This is a genomic window from Leptospira broomii serovar Hurstbridge str. 5399, assembly GCF_000243715.2.
Taxonomy (GTDB): Bacteria; Spirochaetota; Leptospiria; order Leptospirales; family Leptospiraceae; genus Leptospira_B; species Leptospira_B broomii.
In genome coordinates, this window is sequence record NZ_AHMO02000008.1 from 1,462,418 (window position 1) to 1,476,441 (window position 14,024).

The following is a 14,024-nucleotide window of genomic DNA, read 5'->3' on the forward strand; positions in this document are numbered from 1 at the left end:
CCGATAACCTAGGTATCATGACGAGACCGAGCAGTACCTTGCGAGCTCTCCTCCCAGCTCTCATTTTATTTATTTCCGACGGTATTTTTGCCCAAAAAATACCTGTTAGCAGATTGGATCAAATCTTGGCAAAAAAGGAAATTGTCGTGGGTGTGAATCGAGTTTATGAACCGTTTTACATTCAAGATCCGCTTGAAGGGTTTCCAGGCTTCGATGTTGAATTAGCGAAACTTTACGCAGAGTATTTAGGAGTGGCACTTAAATTAAAGCCGCTTAAAACTTTTAGACAATTTTCAGACGAGATAGCCGCGGGCTCGATTGATATCGCATTAGCGGGGATGTCCACGGACTTAAGCCGCGGGAAGACTGTCAGTTTTTCGGATCCTTATTTGTTAGCAACTCCTGCCGGTCTTATTTTTAAGAAATCACTTCCTCCGGAACCTGAAGGAAGTATCGTAACGACTAGGTCGTTCAAGTCACTAGATGATCTATCCGTTTTGAACGGGGTCTCTTTTTCAGTTCGTTCAAATACTACAAATCATAACTTCCTTTTGAGAAAATTCGGAAAAAATAAAATTTACAGTTATCTTTCCGACTCGATAGCTATCGACGCACTTATTAAGAACGACGTTACTTGTTACGTTGCTGACAGTTTATATATCCTCGCTTTACTTCAAAAGCAACCTAGTTTACGCGCAAGTTATTTGCCTTTAATTAATCCTGTGATGGATGACTATATAAGTGCGGCTATGCCGTTAAACGATCTTGTTTTCGTAGATAACTTTAATTTCTTCATTAAAGAGTTAAAGAGAACGGGTGTAATGGAAGGAATCCGATCGAAATATTTTCTCTCCAAAGATTGGGTAAAATAATCGGTGAAAGATGTCAGTCAGTTACTAAGAATCGGGCTTTTATCTTTTGGAGTCTTGCTTTTTATAAATTCACTTTCTGCACAAGAAATTGAAGAAAAGACCAAAATCGATCTGCAAGGTAACTATAGGGTTCGTGGATTTAATTTAGGGAGAGACATATATTCTTCCCGTCAAACGCCGGTGACTCCATTTGATAAACAATCCTTTCAAAATCAATATCAGCAGAATGCGAATAGTCAAATTCAAAATGAGATTTATGCGCGGACACACGGCTTACCGACTACTCTCTCTCCTTCGAAAGAAGATATAACATATTATGATACACGTATGACTTTGAATATGAATTTTGCGACTTCGAAGTATTTCGAAGCATTGGCAGGTGTTCAAATTGGTGATATGATTTTCGGAGGAAAAGGAGTTGGACAGAGTTCGAATATTGGCCCAGGACAAGGTGGAGAAGCAACATATAGTACTGCCGTAAACATTCAAACCAACTTTCTTTATTTGAATTTCAAACTACCGGAAAAAAGTTTTACGACGAGAGTCGGTTTACAACTTTTTACGTCCGCACAGGGCCGAGTTATTTATATCCCCGGAACTGGAGTTACAATGACGAAGGATATTCGCAATTGGAATATGACATTGGAAGGAGGATGGTTAATCGCAAAGCAGAATAATCTTACGGATTTGGATAAGAATAGTTTTGCGGATAAAAACTATCAGGGAAATAATATTTATTTTTATAAAGTCAAAACCAGTTTTTTTAATAACGCTAGACATGAATTATATAGTTATTATATGGACGATACGTTGCGGGATATTCAAGACACAACCGGAGTCTATGGACTTGTTTCCCGCCAAAGTCAATCCGGGCAATTATTTTGGCACGGCCTGTTTAATGAGTTTAATTTTTCCGACTTTACCCTTGTCGTTCATGGAATTTACAATCACGGAACACTTCATTCTTTAAATCCATATCGAGATCCTAGCGGAAACGAAGTGTATAGAAAATATGATCGTTATGCGATAAAGGGCGCTTTCTTCGATACGCAAGTCTCCTATCGATATAATGAATCGCTTACGCTTAATTTTATAGCATTAGGATCTACGGGACGGCCAGGTTACGAGAAAGATGGAACTCGATCCAATTTACACGGTTCCGGTTATCAAACCCTCTTTCCCGGATATTCGGTTTCGAATATCGCAATCGACTTTACCGGAGGGTATGCGCTATTCCCCGGAGGAAACGTTAGCGGTTTATACGAATATGGATTATTTTCCGATATAGTTGTTGCGGGTCCGATAGTCCTTACTTTGGGATATTATAGATTGTATGGAACTAAGTCTCCGCTAATGGATAATAATAGATTTTATAATTCCGATAATTTTTATCAGACGTCGGCTTATTTCGGGCAGGAGTACAATCTCAATCTGAGGTGGAATGCGTTTAGAGATATGCAGATCCTCTTACGTTCGGGCTATTTTATTTCAGGAAACGGCTTTAAAGCGTATATGGATACGACGGGTGGGACATTCTTGCGGGAACTTTTTGTGACGGCAGAACATCGATTTTAAGAAAACGATCATAATTTTAATCTTGAACGGATTGCGCGTCCTAGCGTGTATTGGTCGGCTAATTCGATCGAACCACCTACCGTTATACCGTATGCGATTCGAGTCACTAGTACATTCAAATTATGTAATTGTCGATGTAAATAGTCCGCCGTCGCATCCCCTTCTAATGTAGGATTAGTGGCGACTAGAACTTCCTTAATTTCTTCGGGTTCGATCCTAATCACTAATTCTTTAATTCTTAGATCCTGAGGACCGATTCCTTCCAAGGGAGAAATTACGCCATTTAATACATGGTATCTTCCCTTAAATTCACCGGTATTCTCGATAAAGAAAACATCTTCAGGTTGCTCAACTACGCAAATAGTATGTCCGTCCCTCTTAGGCGATGCACAAAGTTCACAGGTTTCAGCTTCGGAGTAGGCGCCGCATCGTGAACAAAAACGAATTCGATCTTTAGTATCTACAAGACTTTGAATAAATCCATGAAATGCCGCCGGATCTTGTCGGAGTAGATGAAAACTGATTCGATATGCGCTCTTTTTTCCGATCCCTGGGAGAGAGGAAAGTGCGCTTACCATACCTTCGATCAAATGTTCAGCCAATGTTGCCGCCAAATAGCTTTGAAATTTGGGAAAAATCGAATCCCCCGGTAACTGACTTGAATTCGTATTCGGTAGCTTCCTTCGCTTTTTTAAGAGCCTCGTTTGTTGCGGACAAAATTAGATCTTCTAGCATCTTATTATCATCCGAATCGAATAAAGTCTTATTAATTTTAACGTCCGTGATTATTCCCTCTCCAGTGCTTGTAACCTGCACCATTCCCGCCCCGGCGTCCCCGATCACACGAATATTAGAAATTCTTTTCTTAATTTCTTCGACCCGCTCTTTCATTTCCCCCATGCGGGAAAACATCTCGGAGGCATTCTTAATATTATCAAACATCCGGCTTCTCCTTATCCGTCCAGCTTTGGAACTTTTGCGGGATCGACATCAGTTCCTAGGAACTCGTTCTTAAACGACGTCTCCCACTCCGCATCTTCCGAAACGACGTCTTTTGCCATTTCTTCTAAGGAAGAAAGCGCAGAGTTTGGGGTTCCGGATTTTGCCGGTGCAGTATCTTCTTTCTTCTTAGACTGGATTGACTCTGCGGTTTTCTCCACAGATTTAGCGATTACAGTTTGAGAATCCCGAGGGAGATCATCTTTTGCGTTCGTTTTAGAAAATCCTGCAAAGGAGGATTTCGCTTCGTCCTGCTCTTGGATCATTAGGATCAAATGGTTAATCCTATCTACTAGGCCGGACAGCGAAGGTCTATTTAAGTCTTCGACGAGTTTCTTTATTTGAATTTCTGTGAAGATTTTTATTTCAAACGAATTTCTAAGTTTGATAGTTTTGATTCTTTCAAATAGATCGAAAAGACGGAAAGATAGATGATTTAAAACTATGGGGTCGGTCGTTTCGAATTCCTTGCGCATCGCGATGAGGTCCTCACGAGGGTAATTTACGGATTCGGAATCTGCCACCGATTCCTTTAAAAGACAAAGAGTATGACTGAATTCTATGGTATCCCATAGGAATTTGTAGATATCCTGTCCTTCTTGGTAAAGAGTTTCAATAATTTCTAATGCTTTTGAATGACTTTCCGGCGCCACTAAACTTTTTACGAAATTGGATAGAAAGTCGATTCCATGATAGCCGATCATCTTCCGAATTTCGGTGCCGATAATCTTGTTATCGGTAAATACTAGGGCTTGCTCCATAAAGGAAAGCATATCCCTTACGGATCCATCCCCTTTCTTTGCGACCCAGAACAGACCTTCAGTATCATACTGCGTTTTTTCCTCTCGGCAAAGATTCTCGGCATAATCCTGTAGAACCGAAAGAGGAACTTTTTTAAAAACGAAATCTTGGCATCTTGATAATATCGTCTCAGGAATTTTTTGATATTCCGTAGTTGCTAAAACGAAAACGACATGTGGCGGAGGTTCTTCTAAGGTTTTGAGAAGAGCATTGAAGGACTGGTCCGTGAGCATATGGACCTCATCGATGATATAGACTTTGTATTTACCACCCATCGGGGTAAATTTTACGTTGTCCCGTAACTCCCGGATATTTTCTATTCCTCGATTACTAGCTGCATCTATTTCTAAAACGTCGCCGGAAATTCCCTTAGTGATCTCGATGCAGGAACTGCACTCGTTACAAGGTTCGTTATCGACCGGGTTTTTGCAATTAAGCCTCTTTGCGAAGATTCTCGCAATGGTCGTCTTTCCTACGCCGCGCGGCCCGAAAAATATATAAGCGTGCCCTATCTTGCCTGATTTTACCGCATTTTGTAAGGCCCCGATCGCTAGATTCTGATGAATTACATCCTGAAATCGTTGGGGGCGATACTTTCTTGAAAGGACTTCGTGATTTCCGGCCATAGGTGGACCATTTTACCAAATACTTTGGACAGATAAAGGAGGAAAAGCGGAAAAGACGGAACTAATTTCGTTTGTCGTGGAAGAATTCTTGAAAGGAAATTCTAGTTTCCTCCGTTCGAATCAGTAAAAGATCAGGAAAAAAATTTCTGCTGTAAATCGTTTCGAAACTCAAAGAGGAAATACCTTCTCCTTGCTTTGCCGGCAAGAGATAGGCGACCTTCGGTATCCGAGATAATAGGATCGTACCGGCACACATTAAACAGGGTTCGAGAGTGGTAATCAGTAAACAATCGGTTAAATATCGGTCTCTTAATAATTCTTTCGCTTTAGCGATGGCGATAATTTCGCTATGTCGGGAAGAATCTTGAGAGACTTCCACCAAATTCGACGCTTCGCAAAGAAATACACTGTTTTTATAGATTCTTGTGAAACTAGGAATTTCGTCTCTATTTTCAGGACGTAAATCGTGAAAACGTTCCAGAAATTCCGGTAGATATGGCAAAATTTCGTTCAGATCCATTTACTATCTTTGTTTCCCGTACCAATGAAATTCTACTTGCTAAGCTCAGAGGTAAATGGTTTTTTTTAGCGCATGATTCTTTCGGCCAAGCTTCTTCGACCGGCCGGTTCTTCTTCTAAGCCGAATTCCTTACTTATAAGATTAAATTCGCCTCCCGGAGGAACGAACCTACAGAGACGCCCTTTAGTTTTAGGTTTAGCACTGGACAGGAGTTGGTCCATGAAAGGGGAAAAATTAGAAGCCGTAATCCAGGCCTCTTCCTCCCTAGTAAATTGGCTTACGCGACGTGACTATTTAACGGCAGTCGCCTATGCGGAAGATATTCAAGTCATTCAACCGATCGTCCCTCTTGCGGAAAAAAATTCGGTAATTCATCGACTCGGTACGATTCAAGTTGGCACATCGACGAATTTAAGCGGTGGATGGCTTCATGTTTTGCGGTCCCTCGAATTATTTCCCGAAACTGAGGTGTATAAAAGAGCCATCCTTTTGACGGACGGGAATCCAACGCTTGGCATAAAGGACCCGCTCCAGCTCATCGATATCGCCGCTAACGCGTATAAAAAAGGAATCACGACGACGGTAATCGGTTTCGGTAACGATTTCAATGAAATCCTGCTAAAGGAAATCGCGGAAGCCGGTGGTGGAAATTTTTATTTCATCGAAACTCCGGAAGAAACCGGAGATATTTTCTTCCGCGAGTTCGGAGATATCGGTTCCTTATATGCGCAATCGATCGAAGCAAAAGTTCATTTTCCCAAAGGATTAGATTTTCTTGATGTAGTATCCGAGGTCGCTTATTATACGGAACCGGATCCGGAGGAATCCGGTAGGTCCAAAACTCTTGTTTTAGAAGTTGGCGATATGCGAGCCGATGATGTGAAGAGCATCGTAGTCCATTTTAGACCGAGCGGTAAAGGCCAACCGGAGTCGATAAGTATCGATGCAAGTTACTACGACTTATCGGACGGGATGAAATTGGAGCAAAAGCAGAAAGAGCTAGAATTAAATTGGCAACCGGACCAAGTTAAGGAAGACGCCGACGTAATCGTAGAGACCTTGATAGCGCGCTCTGGAAAAGGTCTTAAGAAAGCCGGGGTTTTACTTAAGGAAGGCTATTCAGAAGAAGCAGTGACTCTGTTAAATGATTTACTAAAAGATATTAATGAAAAAGAGGAGTTAGCGCCTGATGTTTTACAGAGTCTAGGATTTAGAATTACCGCATTGAAAGTGAGAATTTTGGAAAACTCTCCGACTGCCTCTAAGCATTTAGTGGCTTCCGCCTCCGAATTAAAATCAGGAGGCGCTCTCGATTTTCCGATAGATGATGGCGTGGAATATCATGATGAAATTTTCTCTTACAGAACTACCGAGGACATAGATCTTTACAAATGCCCGGATATTAAGAGCGCCATTCAGGAAAAAATGAAAGACGGCTTCCGTTACGTCGTCTTCAATTTAGCTAGGTCTTCGTACATCGATTCTTCCGCTATCGGTATGTTGATTCAAATAGCCGGTTGGCTTCGTAAGCGTGGGGGTGAACTTATCGTCTGTAATTTGAGGGACTCGGTTAAAAAAGTCTTTTCTATTACGAGATTAGAATCTCATATCCGATCCGTGGAAACAGAGGAGGATGCGTTTAATTTACTCCAAACTTGGATTCAAGAAAAAAGGGTCTAATTTAAAAGAGATTCGGCGGCAAGAATTGCATCCTTCACCTCTCCGTACAAACCTACCGGAATTGCTATCCCTTTCTGAGTCGGTTTGTATTCCCCTTCGCTATCGGTGTACCAAACGCGAAGATTTAAGTACTTATTACCTTTGAACTCGGAGATTTCCACGCGTATGATTTCTCCTTTGCCTTTATCTATATCCCTAATTACACTCATTTTAAAATCTCCCAGATCGCTCCGAAAGTACAGGATCCTGTTTTGGATTTCCAGTAGTTTTCCATAAAAAAGGGCTCTTTACCGAGCCCTTTTGAATACCGTTAACTTAAGAGTTTGAATCAGTAAGTTTCCACAAAGAGTTGGTGCGAATGCTCTAAATGATGTTTATAATCTTCGTAGGTGGATCCGTCACCGGCGATTTTTTGAATTTCTTCGATTACACCCTTTTCCATTCCTTTCGGGCCACCGCAAATATAAAACCGACCACCACCGGACAATATCTTCTTCACTTCCGTCTCAAGCTGACGAACTCTGTGAGTTATATACATCCTTCCACCATCAAACGGATTATTCTCTTCCCTGGAAATCGCAGTTACTAGCTTGAAGTGTTTGTATTTTGCTTCGAGGTTTTTAAGGTAATCCAGCATGACTAATTCGTCGGAGTAAGGAGCTCCATAAACAAGAGTAATGTTTCCCGAGAACTGAATCAATTTATGTTCTAGTAATTCTTCTGACATTCCGATGAAAGGCGCTAGGCCGGTGCCTGTTGCAAGGAACATGATATCACCCGAAAAATCGGAAGTCGGAAGTAGAAATTTCTTGCCGGAAGGGCCGGTCATGATGACTTCATCACCTTCTTTCAAATCACAGACGTAGTTCGAACAGACACCCGAGAATTGTAAATTACCTTCAGCATCATAGACATTATCTCGCTTAATGATAAATTCTATGTTATCTTCTTTTAACCCGAAGGAATAACTAGGCGAAGCGATCGAATATAAACGTACAGTATAAGCTGCGTCAGCAAGTCCTTTCGCCTTCTTTTCCGGATCTTCTCCGGGTGGAATAATTCCCGCAGATTGTCCGATTACATAGGGATACTGGTTATGATCGACCGCAATGATGATACGATGAATCTGCGATTCACCTTCTTTTTTCGGACGTTTTCCCTTTCCAGGTTCCGGTGTCAGACGAATGTTGCTTATAACTCGGGCTTTATAGGGATTGGATTTTTTGAAAATGTTGATTTGCGGTTCTCTAACGGGCTTCATACGCGGCGCAGGTTCCTGATTTCAATTTAAGACTGAATACAGATTTTTTTCGAACGTCAATTCGTCAAACGGGATATTTAACTTCCTGCCTTACTCCAAAGCAATTCGTCAAATTATGTCCGATTTAGGTTGAACAAATCTGTAAGATATTTGAACGCAATCGCTATCGCTTGCGCCTTTTTACGCCTAATTTTCGGATAGTAAGCAATTCCCAAGTAATATACGTTGGTGTTTCAGATTATATAGGTAAAAGAGGAATTTCATGGCTCGATATACTTTGGAAGAACTTTCCGTAAAGATATCCGGATCAAAAATTGCGAATTGTAAAGAACCAACCAAAATCGTAGTGGATTCGGTTTCTCCGATTTCCCCAGGATCTCCTTCAAGCATTAGTTTTTTAGCAAATAAGAAAATACTTTCGGATGCCAAAAAAACTTTATCCAGCGCCGTACTCACTACCGAAGAATTTTCCAGAGAGTTAGAAGTTCCTTGTTTAGTCGTTTCTAAGCCGGATCTAGTTTTAGCACAAGTTTTAGATCTGGTTTATCCCCCCCACTCATACGGATCTAAAATCGAATCGACTGCATTTGTTCATCCGTCTGCAAAGATCGGGAAGAACTGCTATATCGGTCACCAAGTTTCCGTTGGCGAACAGACTGAAATCGGTGATAATACGATTCTTGAAGACGGTGCAAGAATCGGGCGAAATGTCAGAATCGGAGAAGGTTCGCACGTCGGACCGAATAGCGTTATTTACCATGGTGTAATCATCGGAAAAAGATTTCGTTCACACGGAAATAGTACGATAGGCGGAGACGGCTTTAGATTCGTGTTTGCCGACGGCAAACATAATAAGATTCCGCAGGTCGGGACCGTTCGCATTGGAGACGACGTGGAACTCGGATCCAACTCCGCAATTGACAGAGGCGGGTTGGAAGATACGATTATCGGAGACGGATGCAAGTTTGATAATTTAGTTCACATCGGTCATAATTGCGTCTTCGGTAAGAACGTAGTGATTGCAGGCTGGACGGGCGTTGCAGGTTCTACTATTGTCGAAGATAATGTTACCATCGGAGGTGGGTGTGGATTAGCCGATCATATTCGCATTCCGAGCGGAACGATAATCGGCGGCGGTACTTCGGTACGAAATACACCACCCAAGCCGGATATTTATGTTGGTTGGGATTACGGTCTAACTTTTCCTGAATTCCAAAAACTACGCGTCAATATTCGGAATGTCGTAAATTTCCAAAAATGGGCTCGCAGAATCAAAGCAATCGAACAAAAACTAGGTATAGAGATTACCGAATAATCGAACATTATTTCGTAAAAACGGCCATAGATTCGTTATAAGTTAGCTATGCGCCGTTCCGCCTAAATCTTTTCGAGTGCTTGACAATTCATTATAGAAGAACGACTCTTCCCTTTATCCTATTTCCACACGGAGGCCACCGTGAACATCCGCCCAATCGACGAGATCCAGGCTCCAATGCCGGAATCTACACCGTCAAGGCCGGACCTTCCCGATAACAAAAAAATAGGGAAGTTGTTGGATAGATATGCTAGTCGACTTCTAGAGCAAAAATTGGAAAAAGTCGTATCTCTGGCTGAAAGACGTAATTACAGAAATTAAGTTCGAATTTTAATCCTCTCATTCTTCGATGCTAAGTCGTGATTTTGGTCGGAGAATAACAAGAGATAGTAAGGATAGAATTCCAGCACCTGACATTACCAAAGTCATGGGTAATGCGGTTCCGTCGTGAAGTAGACTCACACTAGCCGTTGCGACAACGGCAGAAACCATTTGCATAGCTCCCATCAACGCCGAGGCTGAACCTGCATTTCTGGTAAATGGAGCCATAGCTAAAGCGGAGGCATTTGGTACGATAAATCCGAATCCGCTTACTAATAGGAAGATAAGGCCGATCATAGAGATCATTCCCCAATGGTAGGTTGCACTAAGAACTAGCAGAATTCCAATAGGAACATAGAAGATAGAAATTGCGTTTACGATCGATTCTGCTTCGAATTTCCGTAAGAGCAAACGATTAAGTTGACTTGCGAGAATCAATCCTGCCGCGTTCGAACCGAAAAACCATCCGTATTCGGATTCACTTAATCCGAATATTCCCATGAATACGAACGGAGACCCTGCAATGTAAGCAAACATCACCGCCGCCGACAAGCCGGATGCGATCACGTAAGCGTTGAAGCGGGGGACACATAGAACTTCATAATATTCTTTTAATACTCCGCCGGGCTTTAAAGAGACGGACGAATCCTTTTTACCGGTTTCAGGTAAATATAGCCAGGCTCCGATCGAAACGATTATGCTGATGAGTGTTAGGACGACGAAAATGGCCCGCCAGTTAGTGTAGGTTAAGAGAAGTCCTCCTACAGTTGGAGCGACAATCGGAGCAATACCCATGACTAAGATGATTTGAGAGAATACCTTTGCACCTTCATGAGGAGAAAATACATCTCGAACAACTGCCCTAGGTACTACCATACCTGCACATGCGCCTAAAGATTGAAGAAATCGGAAGAAAACCAAGCTCCAGACGGAAACAGAAAGAGAACATCCAATTGAACTCACTGTGTAAATAATTAAACCAGCCATCATAGGAGTTCGTCTTCCGAATTTATCGATGAGTGGGCCGTAAACTAATTGTCCGAATGAAATTCCAAAAAAGAAACTAGTTAAGGTAAGTTGAACATTCGAAATTGGGGTATCGAAATCCCTGGAAATTGACTGGAGTCCAGGTAAGTACATATCAATTGAGAATGGACCTATTGCAGTCAAGGCACCAAGTAAAAGTATGAGAACGCGGTCGGATTTTGGCACGTATCTATGATGTGATACGTGCATTTTTCAGTCTATTCTTCTATCAACTTTCTCAGGTTTTTCTTGTCGAACTTTCCGACACTTGTTTTTGGAATAGTTGAGACTGTTCGAATATCTTCCAACTTCGGAAGTTGCCAGTGTGCGAAACTTTCTTTTAAGCGATCATGTATTCGCTTAGCATCGACTTGTTTTCCTTCTAAGGCAACGACGAAAATAACCGGGGCTTCTTCTCGGACTGGATCTTTTCTTCCGATGACTGCCGCTTCCAAAACGTCCGGATCGGCCATAACAAGATTTTCCATATCAACACTAGAAATCCATTCTCCTCGCGTTTTAATTAAATCTTTCTTACGATCCGTAATTTGCATGTATCCTAGTTGATCGAGGACCACTACGTCACCGGTTCGAAACCATCCGTCAGGAGTAAAAGATTCTTTCGAAACACCTTCCCGATAAGAGCCGGTAATCCAGGGACCGCGTACGAGCAGTTCACCCGGAGTCTTTCCGTCTTTTGGAACTTCGTTTCCATCATCGTCGACTGCTCGTATCTCGACACCGGTGACGGGTACTCCTTGTTTTGCACGGTACGCATAACGTTTCTCATCGTCCCAATCTTTCATAAAGCTGCGAAGGTGGGATACGGTTCCGATCGGAGAAGTTTCGGTCATTCCCCATGCGTGTAGGATTGCTATTCCGAAATCTTTTTCAAATCCTTCGATCAAGCCGCGTGGGGCCGCGGAGCCTCCGACTACCATAGTGTGGATTTTCAAATTATATTTTGTTTTCTTTAAGTGTTGGTATAAAACATTCCAAACCGTAGGAACTCCAGCAGTGATTGTTATTTCCTCGGATTCGAGCAATTCTGCTAAGGCCGCTCCAAGCAGATGTTTGCCGGGGAAAACCAGCTTGCATCCAGTCATCACCGAAGCGAACGGTATTCCCCACGAATTTACGTGAAACATAGGAACGACGGGAAGAACGGCCTCGCTTTCTTTAAGACCGAGTCCATCCCCCATGCAAACCGCCATTGAATGAAGATAAGTGGATCGATGCGAATAGACTACACCCTTTGGATTTCCGGTCGTGCCGGAAGTATAGCAAATTCCCGCGGCTTCTAATTCGTCGATCGGCTCGAATCGTTCTATTTCATCGCCGCCGGCTAAAAACTCATCATAAGAAATAGCGTTCGGTAGTTTTGCCGATTCAACATTTTCTTTGTCGTCGATAATAATGAACTTTTCCACCTTTTCGATTTCTCCTAGACGTCTTTCCAGAATAGGAGTCAAAGATTTATCTACAAAAATAAATTTATCTTTCGCCTCATTAATGATATAAACCAACTGCTCCGGAAACAATCGAACGTTGATAGTGTGAAGAATTGCGCGAGTACATGGAATGGCGAAATATAATTCCAAGTGAGAGGAGTGATTCAGACAAAATGTAGCGATCGCTTCGCCCGGTTTTACTCCGGCATTTCGTAGAGCGTTCATTAACCGAATGGTTCGCTTATAAAATTCCCCGTAAGTATAACGTTGAACGGAATTATCGTGCCATTTTGTAACGATTTCCTTATATGGATGAACATCTTTGGCACGACGTAGAATCGAAGGTAGGACTAAAGGATAGTCCATCATGGTAGATCGCATAAAAAACTCCGCTTTAGCTTTGGTTATGGAAAAGCGGAGGTATTTTTCCCCTCGAAAAAGGATCGAGTCAAGGAGAATTCTAAAAATCTCTTAGCTGCAGGTAACCACGACGAATTTTAAACTAGGTTCATAAATTTCAAAAATAGAGTCGTGACCCGCAGGAACAGTCAAGATGTCCCCGGGTTTCATTTCTATTTGTTCGCCGCTATCCAGCAATATAGCTAAATGCCCGTAAATTAACTGAAAGGCCTCGTCATACTTAAATTTATAATGAAACTTAGACGGTTGCGCCGAAATTACCGAAACGTGCATGAGACCTGTACGCGCACCCTTTGTGCGTAAGACTTTAATCTTTGCATCGGGATTTCCTTCGATCACATCTACGATCGGATACGAGATTACATCCGATAAATCCATCGCTTCCATAAATACGATTGAGCTGCCAGAATAAACTTGGTTTTCCATCGCTTTTACTCCTACATGTTTTGCTACGGGATTCTCATGAAATTTAAAATGTAGACCATATGGTCTATCACCAGTAATTTAGATATAGACTAGTTGGTCTATTATTTTATGTTTCGACTTATAAAATTTTTGCAGCTGAAAAGACGTGATTTTAATTTTGCGGAATGGTCCTCTTCGAGTCGAGTGTTCCAAAGGTGTGAATTAATTCGTTTATTATGCTTAAAATACCGAAGAAGGGACTCGCCGTTTCGCAGTCTCCCATCCTGGTCGACTGGGCTCCACGGCGTCTCGAACTTGCCTCGCCACGTCGTGTGGCTCGGTCGCAGCCACTACGCTCCTTATGGTCGCTGTGTTGCTCCCAAGTTCTCGCTTCGAGTCCTATAATTTGATTTTACTTCTTGAATATGCCGAAGAAGGGACTCGCCGTTTCGCAGTCTCCCATCCTGGTCGACTGGGCTCCACGGCGTCTCGAACTTGCCTCGCCACGTCGTGTGGCTCGGTCGCAGCCACTACGCTCCTTATGGTCGCTGTGTTGCTCCCAAGTTCTCGCTTCGAGTCCTATAATTTGATTTTACTTCTTGAATATGCCGAAGAAGGGACTCGAACCCCCACGGTGTTACCCGCTGGTACCTGAAACCAGTGCGTCTACCAATTCCGCCACTTCGGCTTTTGAGAACAGGGATGGAATTCCCTGATGGGGATAATTTTAGTGATACTGGCTTTCCGTCAGC

13 protein-coding genes and 1 tRNA gene are annotated in these 14,024 nt (G+C 42.4%); 4 read left to right on the plus strand and 10 right to left on the minus strand.

Features of this window, described 5'->3' with window-relative positions; genetic code table 11:
* Positions 1-17 precede the first annotated feature (17 nt).
* The gene (locus LEP1GSC050_RS12475) at positions 18-872 is read left to right on the plus strand and encodes a substrate-binding periplasmic protein (protein ID WP_051184873.1); all 855 of its coding nucleotides are present in this window, start codon (positions 18-20) and stop codon (positions 870-872) included.
* Between the two features lie 3 nt (positions 873-875).
* A complete protein-coding gene (locus tag LEP1GSC050_RS12480; protein ID WP_010571545.1) occupies positions 876-2,447 on the plus strand; it encodes a hypothetical protein in 1,572 nt (523 codons plus the stop codon).
* Between the two features lie 8 nt (positions 2,448-2,455).
* Here LEP1GSC050_RS12480 and recR read toward each other — a convergent pair whose 3' ends face one another.
* The 4 genes from recR to LEP1GSC050_RS12500 form a co-directional block, all read right to left on the minus strand.
* Complete coding sequence (gene recR, locus LEP1GSC050_RS12485; RefSeq protein ID WP_198012836.1) at positions 2,456-3,061, minus strand: recombination mediator RecR; 606 nt, start codon at positions 3,059-3,061, stop codon at positions 2,456-2,458.
* Entirely contained in the window at positions 3,042-3,389 is a 348-nt protein-coding gene (locus LEP1GSC050_RS12490) for a YbaB/EbfC family nucleoid-associated protein (RefSeq protein WP_010416597.1), read from the minus strand. The genes recR and LEP1GSC050_RS12490 overlap by 20 nt, the downstream gene beginning before the upstream one ends.
* Before the next feature lie 11 nt (positions 3,390-3,400).
* Entirely contained in the window at positions 3,401-4,873 is a 1,473-nt protein-coding gene (dnaX, locus tag LEP1GSC050_RS12495) for a DNA polymerase III subunit gamma/tau (protein ID WP_010571547.1), read from the minus strand.
* A 61-nt stretch (positions 4,874-4,934) separates the two neighbouring features.
* On the minus strand, positions 4,935-5,393 hold the full coding sequence (locus tag LEP1GSC050_RS12500; RefSeq protein WP_010571548.1) for a nucleoside deaminase: 459 nt from the start codon (positions 5,391-5,393) through the stop codon (positions 4,935-4,937).
* 72 nt (positions 5,394-5,465) lie between these two features.
* Here LEP1GSC050_RS12500 and LEP1GSC050_RS12505 point away from each other — a divergent pair, with 72 nt between their 5' ends.
* Positions 5,466-7,073: an anti-sigma factor antagonist gene (locus LEP1GSC050_RS12505; protein WP_010571549.1), complete on the plus strand. Its 1,608-nt coding sequence runs from the start codon at positions 5,466-5,468 to the stop codon at positions 7,071-7,073.
* Here LEP1GSC050_RS12505 and LEP1GSC050_RS12510 read toward each other — a convergent pair.
* Both LEP1GSC050_RS12510 and LEP1GSC050_RS12515 read right to left on the minus strand, forming a co-directional pair.
* Positions 7,070-7,282: a transcriptional coactivator p15/PC4 family protein gene (locus LEP1GSC050_RS12510; RefSeq protein WP_010571550.1), complete on the minus strand. Its 213-nt coding sequence runs from the start codon at positions 7,280-7,282 to the stop codon at positions 7,070-7,072. The two genes, LEP1GSC050_RS12505 and LEP1GSC050_RS12510, sit on opposite strands and share 4 nt — an antisense overlap.
* 119 nt (positions 7,283-7,401) lie before the next feature.
* Positions 7,402-8,334 (minus strand): ferredoxin reductase domain-containing protein, encoded by a 933-nt coding sequence (locus tag LEP1GSC050_RS12515; protein WP_010571551.1) that lies wholly within the window; start codon positions 8,332-8,334, stop codon positions 7,402-7,404.
* A 262-nt stretch (positions 8,335-8,596) separates the two neighbouring features.
* Between LEP1GSC050_RS12515 and lpxD the strand changes: the two genes are divergently transcribed.
* Positions 8,597-9,649 carry a UDP-3-O-(3-hydroxymyristoyl)glucosamine N-acyltransferase gene (lpxD, locus tag LEP1GSC050_RS12520; protein ID WP_010571552.1) on the plus strand — a complete coding sequence of 351 codons (1,053 nt, stop codon included), beginning with the start codon at positions 8,597-8,599 and terminating at the stop codon, positions 9,647-9,649.
* 339 nt (positions 9,650-9,988) lie between these two features.
* On the opposite strand, the gene LEP1GSC050_RS12525 is transcribed toward lpxD, so the two are convergent.
* From LEP1GSC050_RS12525 to LEP1GSC050_RS12540, 4 genes are all read right to left on the minus strand, one after another.
* On the minus strand, positions 9,989-11,206 hold the full coding sequence (locus LEP1GSC050_RS12525; protein WP_084695322.1) for a multidrug effflux MFS transporter: 1,218 nt from the start codon (positions 11,204-11,206) through the stop codon (positions 9,989-9,991).
* A gap of 8 nt (positions 11,207-11,214) precedes the next feature.
* Positions 11,215-12,828, minus strand: a complete 1,614-nt coding sequence (locus tag LEP1GSC050_RS12530; RefSeq protein WP_020987346.1) for a long-chain fatty acid--CoA ligase — start codon at positions 12,826-12,828, stop codon at positions 11,215-11,217.
* A 90-nt stretch (positions 12,829-12,918) separates the two neighbouring features.
* The gene (locus LEP1GSC050_RS12535; RefSeq protein WP_010571555.1) at positions 12,919-13,293 is read right to left on the minus strand and encodes a cupin domain-containing protein; all 375 of its coding nucleotides are present in this window, start codon (positions 13,291-13,293) and stop codon (positions 12,919-12,921) included.
* Positions 13,294-13,878: 585 nt separating this feature from the next.
* Positions 13,879-13,960, minus strand: a tRNA-Leu gene (locus LEP1GSC050_RS12540).
* Positions 13,961-14,024: the final 64 nt, after the last annotated feature.

Coding starts and splice junctions, on each gene's coding strand:
- LEP1GSC050_RS12530 (WP_020987346.1), bottom strand. CDS start 12,828: ATGCGATCTACCATGATGGACTATCCTTTAGTCCTACCTTCGATTCTA.
- LEP1GSC050_RS12475 (WP_051184873.1), top strand. CDS start 18: ATGACGAGACCGAGCAGTACCTTGCGAGCTCTCCTCCCAGCTCTCATT.
- LEP1GSC050_RS12490 (WP_010416597.1), bottom strand. CDS start 3,389: ATGTTTGATAATATTAAGAATGCCTCCGAGATGTTTTCCCGCATGGGG.
- dnaX (WP_010571547.1), bottom strand. CDS start 4,873: ATGGCCGGAAATCACGAAGTCCTTTCAAGAAAGTATCGCCCCCAACGA.
- LEP1GSC050_RS12515 (WP_010571551.1), bottom strand. CDS start 8,334: ATGAAGCCCGTTAGAGAACCGCAAATCAACATTTTCAAAAAATCCAAT.
- LEP1GSC050_RS12525 (WP_084695322.1), bottom strand. CDS start 11,206: ATGCACGTATCACATCATAGATACGTGCCAAAATCCGACCGCGTTCTC.
- lpxD (WP_010571552.1), top strand. CDS start 8,597: ATGGCTCGATATACTTTGGAAGAACTTTCCGTAAAGATATCCGGATCA.
- LEP1GSC050_RS12535 (WP_010571555.1), bottom strand. CDS start 13,293: ATGGAAAACCAAGTTTATTCTGGCAGCTCAATCGTATTTATGGAAGCG.
- LEP1GSC050_RS12500 (WP_010571548.1), bottom strand. CDS start 5,393: ATGGATCTGAACGAAATTTTGCCATATCTACCGGAATTTCTGGAACGT.
- LEP1GSC050_RS12505 (WP_010571549.1), top strand. CDS start 5,466: ATGATTCTTTCGGCCAAGCTTCTTCGACCGGCCGGTTCTTCTTCTAAG.
- LEP1GSC050_RS12510 (WP_010571550.1), bottom strand. CDS start 7,282: ATGAGTGTAATTAGGGATATAGATAAAGGCAAAGGAGAAATCATACGC.